The sequence below is a fragment of the Sphaerisporangium sp. NPDC049457 genome, assembly GCF_055586705.1.
Genome location: NZ_JBVJHR010000023.1, coordinates 141,211 through 157,449, shown reverse-complemented (window position 1 = coordinate 157,449; position 16,239 = coordinate 141,211). Strand labels below are relative to the sequence as shown.

The 16,239-nt window shown below is 68.7% G+C and carries 9 protein-coding genes; 8 read left to right on the top strand and 1 reads right to left on the bottom strand.

Annotated features, from left to right (window positions below; translation table 11 throughout):
* Positions 1-362 precede the first annotated feature (362 nt).
* From ACZ6QO_RS31565 to fxsT, 5 genes are all read left to right on the top strand, one after another.
* Positions 363-539, top strand: a complete 177-nt coding sequence (locus ACZ6QO_RS31565; RefSeq protein ID WP_465856025.1) for a hypothetical protein — start codon at positions 363-365, stop codon at positions 537-539.
* A 4-nt stretch (positions 540-543) separates the two neighbouring features.
* A complete protein-coding gene (locus ACZ6QO_RS31560) occupies positions 544-2,832 on the top strand; it encodes an FxsB family cyclophane-forming radical SAM/SPASM peptide maturase (protein WP_465856023.1) in 2,289 nt (762 codons plus the stop codon).
* Complete coding sequence (locus ACZ6QO_RS31555) at positions 2,829-4,346, top strand: TIR-like protein FxsC (RefSeq protein WP_465856021.1); 1,518 nt, start codon at positions 2,829-2,831, stop codon at positions 4,344-4,346. The genes ACZ6QO_RS31560 and ACZ6QO_RS31555 overlap by 4 nt, the downstream gene beginning before the upstream one ends.
* A 201-nt stretch (positions 4,347-4,547) precedes the next feature.
* A complete protein-coding gene (locus ACZ6QO_RS31550; protein ID WP_465856019.1) occupies positions 4,548-5,843 on the top strand; it encodes a TIR-like protein FxsC in 1,296 nt (431 codons plus the stop codon).
* Complete coding sequence (fxsT, locus tag ACZ6QO_RS31545) at positions 5,840-9,772, top strand: FxSxx-COOH system tetratricopeptide repeat protein (protein WP_465856017.1); 3,933 nt, start codon at positions 5,840-5,842, stop codon at positions 9,770-9,772. The genes ACZ6QO_RS31550 and fxsT overlap by 4 nt, the downstream gene beginning before the upstream one ends.
* Positions 9,773-9,878: 106 nt before the next feature.
* Here the strand turns inward: fxsT and ACZ6QO_RS31540 are convergent, their stop codons facing one another.
* Complete coding sequence (locus ACZ6QO_RS31540; protein ID WP_465856035.1) at positions 9,879-10,745, bottom strand: alpha/beta fold hydrolase; 867 nt, start codon at positions 10,743-10,745, stop codon at positions 9,879-9,881.
* 263 nt (positions 10,746-11,008) lie between these two features.
* Between ACZ6QO_RS31540 and ACZ6QO_RS31535 the strand changes: the two genes are divergently transcribed.
* The 3 genes from ACZ6QO_RS31535 (at position 11,009) to secA2 (ending at position 16,157) form a co-directional block, all read left to right on the top strand.
* On the top strand, positions 11,009-12,091 hold the full coding sequence (locus tag ACZ6QO_RS31535) for a DMT family transporter (RefSeq protein WP_465856015.1): 1,083 nt from the start codon (positions 11,009-11,011) through the stop codon (positions 12,089-12,091).
* A 231-nt stretch (positions 12,092-12,322) separates the two neighbouring features.
* Complete coding sequence (locus ACZ6QO_RS31530; protein ID WP_465856013.1) at positions 12,323-13,852, top strand: MDR family MFS transporter; 1,530 nt, start codon at positions 12,323-12,325, stop codon at positions 13,850-13,852.
* 70 nt (positions 13,853-13,922) lie between these two features.
* Positions 13,923-16,157 carry an accessory Sec system translocase SecA2 gene (gene secA2 / locus ACZ6QO_RS31525; RefSeq protein ID WP_465856011.1) on the top strand — a complete coding sequence of 745 codons (2,235 nt, stop codon included), beginning with the start codon at positions 13,923-13,925 and terminating at the stop codon, positions 16,155-16,157.
* The last annotated feature ends 82 nt before the right edge of the window (positions 16,158-16,239 follow it).

Sequence of the window (16,239 nt, the reverse complement as noted above, 5' to 3'; positions counted from 1 at the left end):
CACGATCTTCGGATGTCATCACAAACACTGATGATCACGCGGTGGCCGTACCCATGCCACCACAACCAGCGAGATCACGAACGGTCACTGGAGTATTAGGACACACGGCATGATGCCTGATTTACTCTCATCAGGGCGAAAACCCGGCGTCGCTACCATAGTTCGCGAGCAGGGACGGTTCTGTCGACCTTCGGTCACCCTCTTCGCTCTCGCGAAGTGGTGTAATCCCATTTGGAATCACGAGCGATCGACGTCGTCTTCAGGCCCGCCTGACGTATCGTTCCGCAGGCGAATCGATGGGCGACCATCACACCAGACGGCAGATCGCTACGACCCGTCGAACCAGCTACTAGGTGGGTGTCATGAGCAAGGACGTAACGGACGACCTGAAATCCGAAGCCGAGAACGACCTGATCGACGTGCGCCGTCTCCCGCTTGGCACTCTCGGCGCTTTAACCGGTACGGGAATCATCGACGACGCGGTCGTTACCGGTGCCTCGTCCGGAGTGATCGTCGCTGCTTTCAACTCGTCGATCTGACTTCATGGGCACGCCCGTCCTGCCGTTTCGGCAATTCGTCATCAAGGTCGCCGGCCGCTGCGATCTGGCCTGTGATCACTGCTACATCTACGAGCATGCCGATCAAAGCTGGCGGGGACGGCCTACGGTCATGCCCGACGCGACGATGGCGTCCGCCGCACGCAGGATCGCCGACCACGCACGACGGCACCGGTTGCCCGGCGTCGACGTGATCCTGCACGGCGGCGAGCCACTGCTGGCCGGGCACGAACGGCTCGGCCGCTTCGCCGACGAGTTGACGCACTCGCTCGACGGCGTCTGCGCGCTCAATCTCAAGATCCACACCAATGGCGTCTTACTCGATGCCGCGTTCTGCGACATGTTCGCCGCACGCGGCATCCAGGTCGGCGTCTCCCTGGACGGCGACCGCGTCGCCAACGACCGCCACCGCAGGTACGCCGACGGCCGCAGCAGCTACGACAAGGCGACCGAAGCCGTCGCCCTGTTGATAGAGCGCTACCGCCCCCTGTACTCCGGTCTGCTGTGCACCATCGACGTCGCCAACGACCCCATCGCGGTCTACGAGGCGCTGGCCGAGCTCGAGCCGCCACGGGTCGACTTCCTGCTGCCGCACGCCACGTGGGACCGGCCCCCCGCGGGCGGCGCGGCGGCGTACGGCGAGTGGCTCGTGCAGATCTTCGACCGGTGGCTGGCCGACGGCAGGCCGATGGGCGTCCGCATGTTCGAGTCGGTACTGCGCACCCTCGGCGACAGGAGCAGCCTCACCGAATCGCTCGGGCTCGAGCCCAGCGACCTCGTGGTGATCGAGACCGACGGGGCCTACGAGCAGGCCGACTCGCTCAAGACCGCATACGACGGCGCTCCCGCGACCGGCTTCGACGTCGAGCGCCACGCCCTCGACACCGTCGCCGCCCACCCCGGCGTCACCGGCCGTCAGACGGGCCTCGCGGCACTCGCCGAGCACTGCCAGAGCTGCCCCGTGGTGTCCACCTGCGGCGGCGGACTCTACGCGCACCGCTATCGCACCGGCTCCGGGTTCGGCAACCCCAGCGTCTACTGCGACGGTCTGCTGCGGCTGATCACCCACATCCAGGGCGAAGTGCGCGCGATGACCGCGACCACGCACGCCATCTCCTCATCCGACCTCGCCGCACTGGCCTCCGGTCATGGCGACGCCAGGGTGATCAGCAGGCTTGAGGAGGGGCAGCAGAGCATACAGCGCACCCTCCTCGCCGGCGTGGGCGGCGCGTCGGCATCCATCGCCGCCTGGCGGCTGTTGACGCTGATCGACAGCGAGGCCAGGCCGGTCCTCGACTCCGTGCTCGCCCACCCGTACATGCGCGTGTGGGCCGGGCTGTGCCTGAAGGGCAGAGCCGACGACGGCCACCTGTCGGCGATCGCGGCCGTCGCCGCGATCCGGGCGGGCGTCCGGGCGGTGCTGCGGGTGCCCGTCCGCGACGGCGCCCTCAATCTGCCGTCGCTCGGCCGGCTCGCCGTCTCCGGAACCGGCGAGGTCACCGTCGAGACCGGCCGGCGATGCTTCCGCGTCGTCACGGGCGACGGCGCCATGTCGGTCGCCCTCGACGCTCCCGACGACACTCCGGGCTGGTGGCCGGTGCGCCGCCTGGCCGCCGAAGGCTGGAGCGTGGCGCTGGACGACGTCGACCTCTACCGCGACTGCCACCAGTGGCCCGCCGCCGAGCGCCTGAGCGACGAGGAGTACGGCCGCTGGACCTCCACGTTCGCCGACGCGTGGGCGCTCATCCAGCGTGACCATCCGAATTACGCGCCAGGCCTGGCCGCCGGCCTCAGCGTCGTCATGCCCCTCGCGCCGAGCCCCGACGGCTCCGAGATCAGCTCGACGTCCCGTGACGCCTTCGGCGCCGTGGCCGTCGCGCTCCCGGAGGACGCGACCTCGCTGGCGCTGCTGCTGATCCATGAGTTCCAGCACGTCAAGATGGGCGCCATCCTGGACATCCACCACCTGTACGACCACAACGACACTCGGCTTTACAACGCGCCCTGGCGTGAGGATCCACGCCCCCTCGAAGGGCTTCTACAAGGCACGTACGCCCATCTGGCCGTCACCGACTTCTGGCGTACCCGCCGCGTGGTCGACCACAACGAGGCCGCGCACCGCGCGGCCTCGCGGTTTGGCATGCACCGTGAGCAGGTGGCAGAGGCGATCGTCTCCCTGACCGAGTGCGAAGCCTTGACGGGTTTGGGACGGCGCTTCGTCAGGGGCATGCGGAAGACCGCTCTTCCATGGCTTGACGAACCCATCTGCTCGTGATCGGCGGACGAAGCGACTTCAGATCACTGCCCGTGCAGGGCGACGGCCCTGGCCTCTCGTATCGCGAGGCCGCTCGAAGAGCTATTCCGGGCTCTGTTCACCTCATTGCCTGGTTCATCGCATCGTTTTACAATCAAGGCGTCTCGCGGCCGGAGGTGGCATTGAGCACGTCACGCGACAGCGATAGCACCCGGCCCTATTTCTTTCTCAGCTACGCCCATACTCCCCGAATCGACAGAGATGACTCCTACGATCCTGACCACGGGGTCGAGAAGCTGTTCACCGACCTGTCCCGGCATGTCATGGTGCTCAGCGGAATGGATCACGGCGGGACGCCGGGTTACATTGATCGCAGGCTTCGTCTGGGCCAGCCCTGGTCTGATGAGATCGCGTACAACCTGGCGACCTGCCGGGTGTTCGTCCCGCTCTATTCCAGGCTCTACTTCACCAGAGAAAACTGCGGCAGGGAGTGGAGTGCCTTCCTGCACCGGATCTCCCCTGATCGGGCGACGAGCACCAGCGCGCAGACTCCTCTGGCTAGCCGTCAGGTTGACGGCCGCAGCCTGATCATCCCCGCGCTCTGGACTCCCGTCCCTTTGCACGTGATCCCGGACGTGGCACGCGACATCCAATTCACCGACTTTGGGTTCGACGCGCAGTACCTCCAGCACGGGTTCTACGGCCTCATCAATATCAAACGGTCTCGGCATGTTTACCAGGCCGTCGTCTACGACCTGGCGCGCCGTATCGTCGAGGCGGGGAACGACTTCCCTCTGGAAGTCTCTCCCCCTCTCGACTACATCTCTCTGAGTAACGTGTTCACGCCGGGGATCGTCGACCGAGATCAGGGCCACGCACTCAGGATCGCTGTGATCACGGCGACGACCGAGCGGCGTCAGAACGAAGCTCATCCCGCGGAAGTGCCGGGCGGAGTGAGCCCCTACCAGCCCTCGATCTCCGACTGTGTCTCCAATTCCATACCAGCGGACCCGGTCGTGGTAGCCGCGCTACCTCTCGCCAAGTCACGAACGCAATCCCGACCCGCCGACGAGATGCCGCTTCTCGCGATGGAAAACAGCCTTGCCGGCCCGGTCGGTGGCGAGCAGGCCATGCCGGAAACGGTGGGATCCATCCAGGAAGCCGTCCAATTCCACGACGCCACGACACCGCCTTCCCGTGGCGATCACTATGAGTTCTGGGTCGCCATGGTGCTGCCAGGGAGCGACGCCGCCCAGGAAACCGCAGAGAGCCGGACTGCGCCATGGCGAACTCCCGGCGAGACTTCGTCCGATTCCTCCGCGGACCCTCCAACAGCCCTGCCCATGCCCCCCGACGGCACCCTCTACCTCGACCCCCCGCACGGAGGGCAGGCCAGATCAGCACGGTCGATCCTGAACCGCCGACTTCGCCACGCCCCTGTGTACCCCCCTCAGGGAACGGCGTCCATCCCACGTCCCCGACTGCAGGGTCCTCTGTCGCTTCTCAAAGAAGGCACGCCGAAGGCCATAACATGACATCCGCCCACAAATCGTCATGTTACCTCTGTTTAAGGTGGCGCCGTTTCGGCGATGCACCGGCCGGTCGGTGCATTGCCGAGCCCGACTTACCACTTCCTGCGCAGAAGAGCAGGCGCAGATCCTTCTTCTCTGACCACCCTTGACCGTCCGACGTAGCGTGTAGCCAAACTCCGATATGACAAGGCATCCCGGCTGGAGGTGGGTCTGCAAGTGCCATATGCCACACAGGCCGGGCCTTATTTTTTCCTCAGTCACGCGCCCAGCCCAGGACGCGACCTTAATGATCGCTACAGCTTCAACCTCTGGACGGAGAAGCTTTTCGTAGATCTGTGTCGCCATGTGATGGTTCTGAGCGGTCGGGACTACGGCACCGAGCCCGGAATCATGAATCATGAGCAGGACTCAGGCGGCCACTGGCTTGACAAGCTGACCGAAGGGCTCGCCACCTGCAGAGTCTTCGTCCCTCTCTACTCCAGACGCTACTTCGAAAGCGAGCAGTGTGGGAAGGAGTGGACGGCCTTTTCCGAACGCATTCTCTACCACCGCGCGCGGGGATGGGAGAGGGTCGAGACAATCATCCCCGCCATCTGGGTCCCCGTGCCGCCGGAAGAGCTCCCCGAGGTGGCCCGCTCGATTCAGTTCAACCACGCCGGCCTCGGGCCGCAGTATACCGAGCACGGCTTTTACGGCATCATGAAACTCCGGCAGTACCGGAGCGCGTACGAGATGGCGGTCTACAACCTCGCGCGCCGCATCGTCGAGGTCGGCCACTCCACCCGGCTCATCCCAGGCGAGCCGCCCGACTACGACTCCCTGCGCAGCGCCTTCGGCTCCATGGACTCGCCCCGGGCCGGCGGCAACCGCATCAGGATCACCGTGATCGCCCCCGACATCCACAACCTTCCCGAAGGCCGGGAGCCGTACCACTACGGGCACACCGCCCAAGAGTGGAACCCCTACCGGTCGATCATCGGCAGATCTCTGGCCGAGCACACCGCCGACCTGGTGCGCCATCTGGGCTTCCGCGCCGACATAGGCTCGCTCGACGAGCACTACGACCACCTCTTCGGCGACGATCCGCCGACGAGCGCCGGACTGGTCCTCGTGGACGCCTGGGCCGCCGCCTCGGAGAAGTTTCAAGAGTCCCTCCGCCGCCTCGACGAGGCCCGCAAGCCGTGGATCAGCGTCGTGGCGCCGATGAACAAAGAGGACATCCAGTCAACGGAGGCGGAGCACCGGCTGCACGGGCATCTCGCAACAGCACTCAGGCACAAGCTCAACGAGGGACACCCCATCCAGCGATCCATGGCGAACAACATCGCGACCTTCGACCAGTTCCGCAGAGCGGTTCCCGAAATGGCCCGCGCGGCGATGAACCAATATCTGAGGCACGCACCGACGTACCCGCCCGCCGAGCGCCCGTCCTTGGATCGTCCGAGGTTGCGAGGCCCCTCGTTCCCGTACGACCGCAACGACACGGAGGCTCGGCCATGAGTGAGGCCCCCGAAGGCCACGTCATCACCTTCTACTCCTACAAAGGAGGCACCGGTCGCACGATGGCGCTGGCCAACACGGCATGGATTCTGGCGAGCAACGGCAAGAGGGTGCTGGTCCTCGACTGGGATTTGGAGTCGCCCGGCCTGCACCGGTTCTTCCATCCCTTCCTCGACGCCGACAAGATCGGTGGGACCGCCGGCATCATCGACATGATCAACGATTACTCGTTGGAGAACCTGCAACCGATACCACGACGGGGCGACTGGCACCTGGAATTCGCGAGGGTGCAGCGCCATGCGGTGTCCTTGAACTGGGAAGACTTCCCCGGGGAGGGGACGCTCGACTTCGTCTCCGCCGGCCGGCAGAACCGCGATTACGCCTCTTTGATCTCCTCTTTCGACTGGGACAACTTCTACGAAAGGCTCGGCGGCGGCCAGTACTTCGACGCCCTGCGGGCCGACATGAAGCGTCACTACGACTACATCCTCATCGACAGCCGGACCGGGCTGAGCGACATCGCCGACATCTGCACCATCCACTTGCCCGACACGGTGGTAATTTGCTTCACCCTCAGCGACCAGAGCATTGACGGCGCCTCGGCAGTCGCCCATCACATCAACGAGCGCTATTCACACCGGAACATCCGTATTCTTCCAGTCCCTATGCGCATCGACGAGGGCGAGAAAGACAGACTCGACGCCGGCCGCGAACTTGCCCGTACCCGATTCGAGGGCTTCCCTCAAGGCATGACCGCCGATCAGGTCCGCCACTACTGGAGTGCCGTCGAGATCCCGTACAAGCCCTTCTACGCCTACGAGGAGACCCTGGCCACGTTCGGCGACGCTCCGGGGGCGCCCGCCTCCCTGCTGGCCGCCTTCGAGCGGCTGGCCAGCATGATCACGCAGGGTGAGATCGCGTCCATACCCGCGTTGCCTGAGGATCTTCGCCTGAGCGTCCGCGAGGCGTTCGTCCGCAGACCGGCCACCATCGCCACCGACGTCCTGCTGAGCTATGTGCCCGAGGACCGCATGTGGGCCGACTGGATCGCCTCCGCGCTGGAACGGGCCGGCTTCAACATAGTGCGCCACAGCCAGGGCGACCTGACCGACGCCTCCGGCACGACGGCCCCGCAGAAGGGCCATGTCTTCAGCCACGTCATCGCCGTCGTGTCGGCCGCGTACATGCGATCCACGCAGATGGCCGCGCTGCGGCAGCCCTCGGCCGCCGCAAAGGCCAAGGGCCTGCACCCGAAGCTGATGTCGGTGCGCGTCGCCAATGTGCGAGTCGCCCCGCCGCTCGGCGAGCGCGCCACCGTCGACCTCACCGACTGCAACGAGGCTCAAGCCACCGAGGCCCTGTTCCGGGGGCTCGGCCGGCCTCCACAGGCCTCCAGCCCGGCGGACGACGATGCTCCGGTGAGGCCCCGCTTCCCCGGCATCCGACCGCCGGTATGGAACGTCCCCAACCGCAACGCGGCCTTCACCGGCCGCAACGCCGTCCTTGAGAAACTGCGCGACCAGATCGTCGGCGGCAGCAAGACCGTGGTCCTCCCCCAGGCGCTCTACGGGCTGGGCGGCGTCGGCAAGACGCAGGTGGCGCTGGAGTACGCCCACCGGTTCATGGCCGACTACGACGTGGTGTGGTGGATCGCCGCCGAACACCTGGAGCTCATCAATCCCGAGTTGGCCGAACTGGCGGAGAAACTCGGCGTCCGGGTCGGCGAGAGGGTGGCCGAGGCGGCCGAGGCCGCCCGCGAGGCGCTGCGCCTCGGCCGTCCCCACGCGCGGTGGCTGCTCATCTTCGACAACGCCGACGACCCCAAGGAACTTGAGCCCTACCTGCCCAGCGGCTCGGGGCACATCCTGATCACCTCGCGCAACTCCGCCTGGTCGCAGGTGGCCGCCCCGCTCGAGGTCGACGTCTTCACCCGTGAAGAGAGCATCGAGCACCTGCGCCGCCGCGCGCCGGGGCTGCGCGTGGCCGACGCCGACAAGGTGGCCGACGCGCTCGGCGACCTGCCGCTGGCCATCGAGCAGGCCGGTGCCTGGCTGGAGCAGACCGGGATGCCCCCCGAGCAGTACGTCGGGCTGCTGGACGCTCAGCTCACCGAGATGCTCGAACTCGGCGAGCAGCCGACCGACTACCCCACCCCCGTCGCCGCCACGTGGAACGTGTCGTTCGAGCAGCTGAGAAGGCACTCGCCGGCCTCGGTGCGCCTGCTGGAGCTGCTCGCCTTCTTCGGTCCCGAGCCGGTCTCCCTCGACATGCTCTACGGCGACGCGATGGTGGACTGCCTGGTCCCCTACGACGAGGCCATGCGCGAGAAGGTCATGCTCGCGCCCGCCATCCGGCAGCTCGGCCGCTATGCCTTGGCCCGCGTGGACATCGCCGACAACTCCATCCAGGTGCACCGGCTCATCCAGGCCGTCGTCCGCGACCGCATGGAAGTCCGCGAGCGCGAGACCACCATCCACGACATCCACCGCATCTTGGTCGCCGCCCGGCCCCGCGTCGGCGACGTCGACGACCCGAGCAACTGGCCCCGCTACGACGAGATCTGGCCGCACCTGGTCCCCTCCAATGCCGCCGACTGCGACGAGGAGTCGACGCGCCGCCTGCTCATCGACCGGGTGCGCTACCTGTGGCGGCGCGGAGAGCTGGAGCATAGTCTGGAGCTCGGCCACCGGCTGGAGGAAGCGTGGAGCGCCAAGCTCGGCAGAGGCGACCGCCAGACCGTACACCTGCGCTTCCACCTGGCCAACACCCTGCGCTCAATGGGCCGGTACACCGAGGCGTACGACATGGACACCGAGGTGCTGACCCACCAGACCCGCGAGCTCGGCGAGGACCATCCGTACACACTGCTCACCGCCGGCGGTCTGGCCGCCGATCTACGGGCCCTCGGCAGGTTCCAGGAGGCCCTCGATCGGGACAACCAGACCTACGAACAGGTCAAAGAGGTGTTCGGCGAAGACCATCCGCGCACGCTGACGGCCGCGCACAACCTGGGTGTCAGCCTGCGGCTGGCCGGCAGCTTCTCCCGCGCGAGAGAACTCGACCAGGAGACCGTCGACCAGCGCCGCAAGATGAGCCGCGAACTGCGCCCCGACGCCCTGTACACCATCGCCAACCTCGCCCGCGACCTGCGTGACCTCGGAGAGCTCTCCGAGTCGGTCACTATGACGCGCATGAGTCTCGAGCAGTACCAGAAGGTGCTGGGCGACGGCGCAATCGACACTCTGCGCACCGCCACGAGCCTGGCCACCTCGCTGCGCAGGACCGGCGCGGAGGCGGAGGCCAGGCGGCTGGTGGAAGACGTGCACGACCGCTACGTCCAACGTTACGGCGACACCCACCCCGATACTCTCCTGTGCCGGCTGGAGTACGCCTCCTGCCTCGCCACGATGGGAGAGACGTCTCTCGCCCACGAACGAGCCACCAACGTCATGGACCACCTGGTGGACACCCTCGGCCGAGAACACCCGTACACGCTCGCGGCGGCGAACAATGTCGGCTCCTACCTGCGGGCGCTGGGCCGTCTGTCCGAGGCCGGGCGGCTCGTCGAGCAGGCTCGCGACGGCCTGGCGAGACAGGTCGGCAAGAGCCACCCCATGACGCTGCTGTCGTCGATCAATGTGGCAAGTTGCCTCGCGGAGCTGGGCGAGCTGGAGACCGCCGAGGCGGCGGATCAGCGCACGCTGGCGGTCCTGCGCGAGACCCTGGGCTCGGAGCATCCCGACACGCTCGTCTGCGAGGCCAACCTGGCCATGACCCTCAACGCCCTCGGACAGACGGCCGAAGCCCGCCAGCGCCGCGAACGGGTGCTGCACGCCATGCGCAACGCCCTCGGCGACGACCATCCGCACATCGCCGACCTCGCGGCTTGGCGCAGGATCAACCGCGACCTCGAACCTCACGTGTGGTGAGCGCGACAGGGGCCGGCCGCAGCGCGGTGTCCTGACGCCGGATGCGCAGGCAGTTGAACGGGCGCGGCGCCACCAGGTTAAAGCGGCCAGGCCGCCCTGGACACCCCTAGGCGGCCTCCTCGTCACCGACGAGCCAAGGCAGCAGGTCGGGAAGGGCGGCCAGTGCGCCGAAGTGGGCGGCATCCGGCTCCACCCGTATGGTGGCCGTGGGTATGCGGGCAGCCAGCCAGTGGGAATGGCCGATCGGGGAGAACCGGTCTTGCTCTCCGTGCCACAGCAGGGTGGGAGCGCTGATGGCGGCCAAATCGAAGCCCCACGGAGAGCAGAAAGCGATCGCGTCGTCGATCCAGCCGTCCTCCGAGTGGCGCAACGCCTCGGTGTAATTCTCCAGCAGCATGGCCCGTACTCCGGGGTTGGCCACCATACGGCGATCCGCCTCGGGAAGCTCGGCGTACAAGCCGGCAATGAGAGCCGCAGGATCGGTGCGGATCTCCCGAGCCGTGGGAGCGAGCCAGTCGGCGAACCGCCTGCGTCCGGCGAGCGCGACGGTGAACTCCGTGATATTGGACTCCGTCATGCCGCCGAACCAATCGAGTCCTTCGGCCGCACGCGGCGCGAGGCCGACGAGCACCGCCGCCCGGATGACGCGGTCGGGCAGCAGCGCGGCGCAGGCCAGGGCGTGTGGACCACCCCCCGAGCGGCCCACCACGGAGAATCGGTCGAGTCCGAGCGCGTCGGCGATCGCCGCGACGTCGTCGGCCACCGAGGCCACCGAGCGGCCGATGAGGCGGTCAGATCCCCCGTACCCAGGCCGGTCGAAGGTGATCAGACGCACGCCGAGCCGGTAGAGGACCGAACCTCGCGGGCATGGGCCCACCCGGCTTCCCGGCGTGCCGTGGAGCAGGAACACAGGGTCGCCCTCAAGCTTCCCCTTCTCCTCCACCGCGAGTCGCCTGCCGTCGGCCGTGCGCACGACCTTCAATGCCCGCCTCCCCTGGACGACATGCCCAACTCAACATCCCCCAATTCGGTGCGCCGGGGAAGGGGAGGAGGGACATTCACGGGTACACGCTTGGGCGCTAATGTTACGGCCATGCGTCGCGTTTTGATCGTTTCTCCGCCGACCGCCCACTAGCGGGCGGTTTCTCTCCATCTGTCCGGGTCTGCATGGCTCGGTGAGTGGCGGCTGCCCGCGTTCAGGGGCCTTTTCCGTTTCCACTCCTCTGGAGAGAGTTCATGACGCACGTCTCCGTACGGCGGGGCATGCTGTACGTCACCGTCGCCGCCGCCATCTGGGGCACGGGCGGCCCTGCGGCTGCCCTGCTGTACCAGCTCAGCGGGCTCGGCCCGCTGGCGGTCTCGTTCTGGCGCTTCGTGTTCGGCGCCCTGATGCTGTTCGCCGCCGCGCCGCTGTCCAGGCTCGGCGCCCGGTCCGGCGTTTCCACGATCGGGAGGCTCCGTGCCGGGTGGGCCGGGCTGTTGCTCATGGGGACCGGGCTCGCGGTGTCGCAGGCGGCCTACTTCGGTGCGGTCGCGACGAGCGGCGTGGCCGTGGCGACCGTGATCACGCTGGGCGCCAGCCCGGCGATGGTGGCCCTCGGGGCGCGGTTGCTGCTCGCGGAGCGGCTCGGCCGCAGGGGCGCGGTCAGCATGGTGCTGGCTCTGGCAGGCCTGGCCTTGCTGGTGGGCGGCCCGTCGGGCGCGTCGGCGGCCGGCGTCGCGCTGGCGCTGGTGTCGGCCGTGGCCTACGCCGGCGTGACCCTGCAGTCGCGGCACGCGGGTCGTCCTCAGGCGCCGGCACGCTGTGTCGCCGCGACCGGCCAGGACGGCGTGACCAGCCGGGGGAGCGTAACCGGCCCGGATGTCGCGAGCCGCTTGGGGGCCGGGGCCGTGGTCGCGCAGGGGGAGACCACTGTGGTCCGGCCCGGGGACGGCGGTGGCGCCGGTGAGGCGTACGGGAGGGCCATGTGGGGGTTCGCGGTGGGCGGGGTGCTGCTGCTGCCGGTGGCCGCCGTGGAAGGGCTGGCGCCGAGCGAGGGTGCGGCCGCGTCGGTGGCGCTGCTCGGCTACCTCGGCGCGATGCCGACCGCGCTCGCCTACAGCCTGTTCTTCGCCGGGCTGGCGTCGGTGCGCGCGACGACCGCCTCGGTGGTGGCACTGCTGGAGCCGGCGGGCGCCACGGCCATCGGCGTGCTGCTGCTCGGCGAGCGCCTGACGGCCGCCTCGGCGGCGGGCGCGGCCGTGCTGCTCGCCTCGGTGGCTCTCCTCGCCGCCGGCGAGGCACGCGACGACCGGCCGGCGCGGGGCGCCTCCCGATAGCGGACCACGTGCCCGTAGCGGACCAGGTGCCTGGTAACGGACCAGGTGCCTGGTAGCGGACCAGGTGCCTGGTAGCGGATCATGGGCTCGACGGCGGATCATGGGCCGATGGGGGCACCATGGGCTGGGCGGTTCTCCGCGCGGTGACGGCGTCCGGCGGGTGTGGCGGGTACGAAGGTTTCACCATGCACAGGCTGGAAAGACCTCCAGCCTCACGGGAGAGGGGCCGGGATGAGCGCCGAGGCAGCGCGGCTGAGCCGTAGGCAGATCCGCCTGGTCTTCGCGGGTCTGATGGTGGCCCTGCTGCTGGCGGCCCTGGACCAGACGATCGTGTCCACCGCCCTGCCGACGATCGTCGGCGACCTCAAGGGCCTTGAGCACATCGGCTGGATCGTCACCGCCTACATCCTGGCCTCGACCATCGGCCTGCCCATCTACGGCAAGCTCGGCGACCTGATCGGCCGCAAGATCGTCTTTCAGGCCGCCATCGTCATCTTCCTGGTCGGGTCGGTGCTGTGCGGCATGGCGCGGAACATGCCCGAGCTGATCGCCTTCCGCGCCCTCCAGGGGCTCGGCGGCGGCGGCCTCATGATCGGCGTGCAGGCCATCGTCGCCGACCTGGTCTCCCCGCGCGAACGCGGCCGGTACGTCGGCGTCATCGGCGCGGTGTGGGGGCTGTCGTCGGTCATCGGCCCGCTCATCGGCGGCTTCTTCACCGACCACACGAGCTGGCGCTGGTGCTTCTACGTCAACCTGCCGCTCGGGCTGGTGGCGTTGGCGGTCACCGCCGTCGTGCTCAAGCTGCCCAAGCCGCGGTCGCGGCCGAAGCTGGACGTCCTCGGCACCGCGCTGCTCGCGGGCGCGTCGACGTGCGTCGTGCTGGTGACGAGCTGGGGCGGCACGCAGTACGCGTGGGCCTCCCCCGCGATCATCGCCCTGGGCGCGGGAGCGGTGGTGCTCGCGGTCGGGTTCGTGCTGGCCGAGCGGGTGGCGGAGGAGCCGATCATCCCGCTGCGCCTGTTCAGGAACAACCTGTTCGCCCTGCCCGCCGCGATCTCGGTGTTCGTCGGCGTGGGCATGTTCGCCGCCATCGCCTACCTGCCCACGTTCCTGCAGATGGTGAACGGGGCGAGCGCGACGCAGTCGGGGCTGCTGATGCTTCCCATGGTCGCGGGCATGACGATCACCTCGATCGGCTCCGGCCGCGTCATCTCGGCGACCGGGCGCTACCGCGTCTTCCCGATCGCCGGCATGGCGATCCTCGCGGCGGGCCTGGCGCTGCTGTCGCGGATGACCGCGGACTCCTCGATGGTGCTCAACGGCGTCTACATGTTCGTCACCGGGTTCGGGCTCGGCATGGTGATGCAGACGCTCGTGCTGATCGTGCAGAACTCGGTCGGCCACCGCGACGTCGGCGCCGCCACCTCGGCCGTCAACTACTTCCGCCAGACCGGCGCCTCGCTGGGCACGTCGCTGGTGGGCTCGGTGTTCATCCACCGGCTGTCGGACGCGCTGGCCGCGAACGGCGCCCGGCTGCCGGTGCACGCCGTCAACGCGATGACCCCGCAGATGGCGCACAGCCTGCCGCCGCCGGTGCGCCGGGCCGTCGCCGGTGCGTACGCGCAGGCGCTGCCGCCGATCTTCCTGTACGTGGTGCCGCTCGTCCTGATCGGCCTGGTTCTGGCGTTCTTCGTCAAGGAGGTTCCGCTGTCCGACCGCCCGGCCTCGGCGAGGCAGGACGTCACGGCGCGCAGCGGCTGAGGCGGGCGAGCGCTGGAACGCGGTTACAGTTGGAGGCGTTGGAGGTGACGTGGCCTCGATACCGCGATTTATGAAGAATCTCCTGGATCGTCCGGGAAGCGCAAATATAGGCCCCTTTCAGCGCCTGGCCACCCAGGCGCGCGGCCACGAAGAGCGGGTCAAGGCGTTGGACGACCTTCCCCGCCCTGACCTGGACGACCTGGCCGAATACTGCGCGATCGCCCGCGAGGCCGCCCGCCGCGCCCTCGGCATGCGGCCGTTCGACGTCCAGCTCGTCGGCGCGCTCGCGCTGATGTCCGGGCAGGTCGCCGAGATGGCGACCGGCGAGGGCAAGACGCTTTCTGGCGCCATCGCCGCCGCCGGGTACGCCCTGCGGGGCAGGCGCGTGCACGTGATCTCGGTGAACGACTACCTCGCCCGGCGCGACGCCGAGTGGATGGGGCCGCTCTACGAGGCCCTCGGCGTGTCCGTGGGCTGGATCGGGCAGTCCTCGACGCGCGAGGAGCGCCGGGAGGCCTACGCCAAGGACGTCACCTACGCCTCGGTCAGCGAGATCGGCTTCGACGTGCTGCGCGACCGTGTCGCGACGTCGCCCGGCGATCTCGTCGTCCCCGAGCCGTCCGTGGCGCTGATCGACGAGGCCGACTCTGTGCTGGTGGACGAGGCGCGCGTGCCGCTCGTGCTGGCCGGCGCCGCCGACCCCGGCGCGGACGCCCCCGAGATGGCCGAACTGGTCCGGCGGCTCTCGCGCGGCTACCACTACGAGCTGGACGACCAGGGACTCAACGTGTTCCTGACCGCCAAGGGCACCGACGCGGTCGAGAAGGCCCTGGGCGGCATCAATCTGTACGAGGCGCCGGACGTGCTGACCCGGGTGAACCTGGCCCTGCACGCCCACGCCCTGCTCGTCCGCGACGTCGACTATCTGGTCCGCGACGGGCGCATCCATCTGGTCAGTCAGTCCCGCGGCCGGGTGGCGACGCTGCAGCGCTGGCCCGACGGGCTGCAGGCGGCCGTCGAGGCCAAGGAGGCGCTGCCGGCCAGCGAGACCGGCGAGATCCTCGACTCGATCACCGTCCAGGGACTCATCCGCCGATACCCCGAAATATGCGGCATGACGGGTACGGCGGTGGCCGTCGAGGAGCAGCTCAGGGAGTTCTACGGCCTGAAGGTCGCGGTCATCCCGTCCAACAAGCCGTGCGTCCGCATCGACGAGCCCGACCGCGTCTACGGCACGGTCGCCGACAAGGAGCGCGCGCTGGCCGAAGAGATCGGGCGCGTCCACGCCACCGGCCGGCCGATCCTCGTGGGCACGCTCGACGTGTCGGAGTCCGAGCGTCTCGCGAGCGACCTGGCCGACAAGGGCCTCGACTGCGTCGTCCTCAACGCCAAGAACGACGCGCAGGAGGCCGCGATCATCGCCCGCGCCGGCGAGCACTCGGCGATCACCGTGTCCACGCAGATGGCCGGCCGCGGCACCGACATCCGCCTCGGCGAGGGCGTCGCCGAGCTGGGCGGCCTGTACGTCATCGGCTCGGGCAGGCACGCGAGCAGCCGCCTGGACGACCAGCTCCGCGGGCGCGCCGGCCGCCAGGGCGACCCGGGCGGGTCGGTGTTCCTGGTCAGCCTGGAAGACCCCCTGATCACCCACTACGCCCCCGACGAGGCCCTGCCGCGCGCCGGGGACGACGGGGTCGTCCACCACAAGCGCGCCGGGTACGTCGTGGGCCACGCCCAGCGGGTCGCCGAGGGCTCCCACCTGGAGATCCACCGCAACACCTGGCGCTACACCCGGCTGCTGGAGCGCCAGCGCGACCTGGTCCTGGAACAGCGCGACAAGGTGCTGCGGGGCGACTCCGCGGCCGACGCCCTGAGCAAGGCGGCCCCGCAGCGCTGGGAGGAGCTCGCCGAGCAGGTGGCGGAGCCCGTGCTCAAGGACGCGGCCCGCCAGATCGTCCTGTTCCACCTCGACCGCTGCTGGACCGAGCACCTCGGCTTCATGTCCGACGTGCGCGAGGGCATCCACCTGCGGGCGCTCGGCCACAGGCTCAAGCCCCTGGACGAGTTCCACCGCGAGGGCGTCGCCGCCTACCGCCATCTGATGGACGAGGTCGAGCGCCGCTCGGTCGAGACGTTCCTGGCGGCGACCATCACCGCGGACGGGCTGGACGCGGCCGACAGCGGGCTCAAGCGCCCCACCGCCACCTGGACCTACCTCGTCCAGGAGAACCCCTTCGGCAACGCCTTCGACCGCGTGCTCAAGCGGCTCTCACCGAGGGCCAAGCGGCGCCAGGACCTCGACTGACGCGACGGGACGCCGGATCCGGCGTCCCGGATCGGATCCGGCCTTCAGGTCCGGTCCGGCCGTCCAGGCCGTCCAGGTCCTG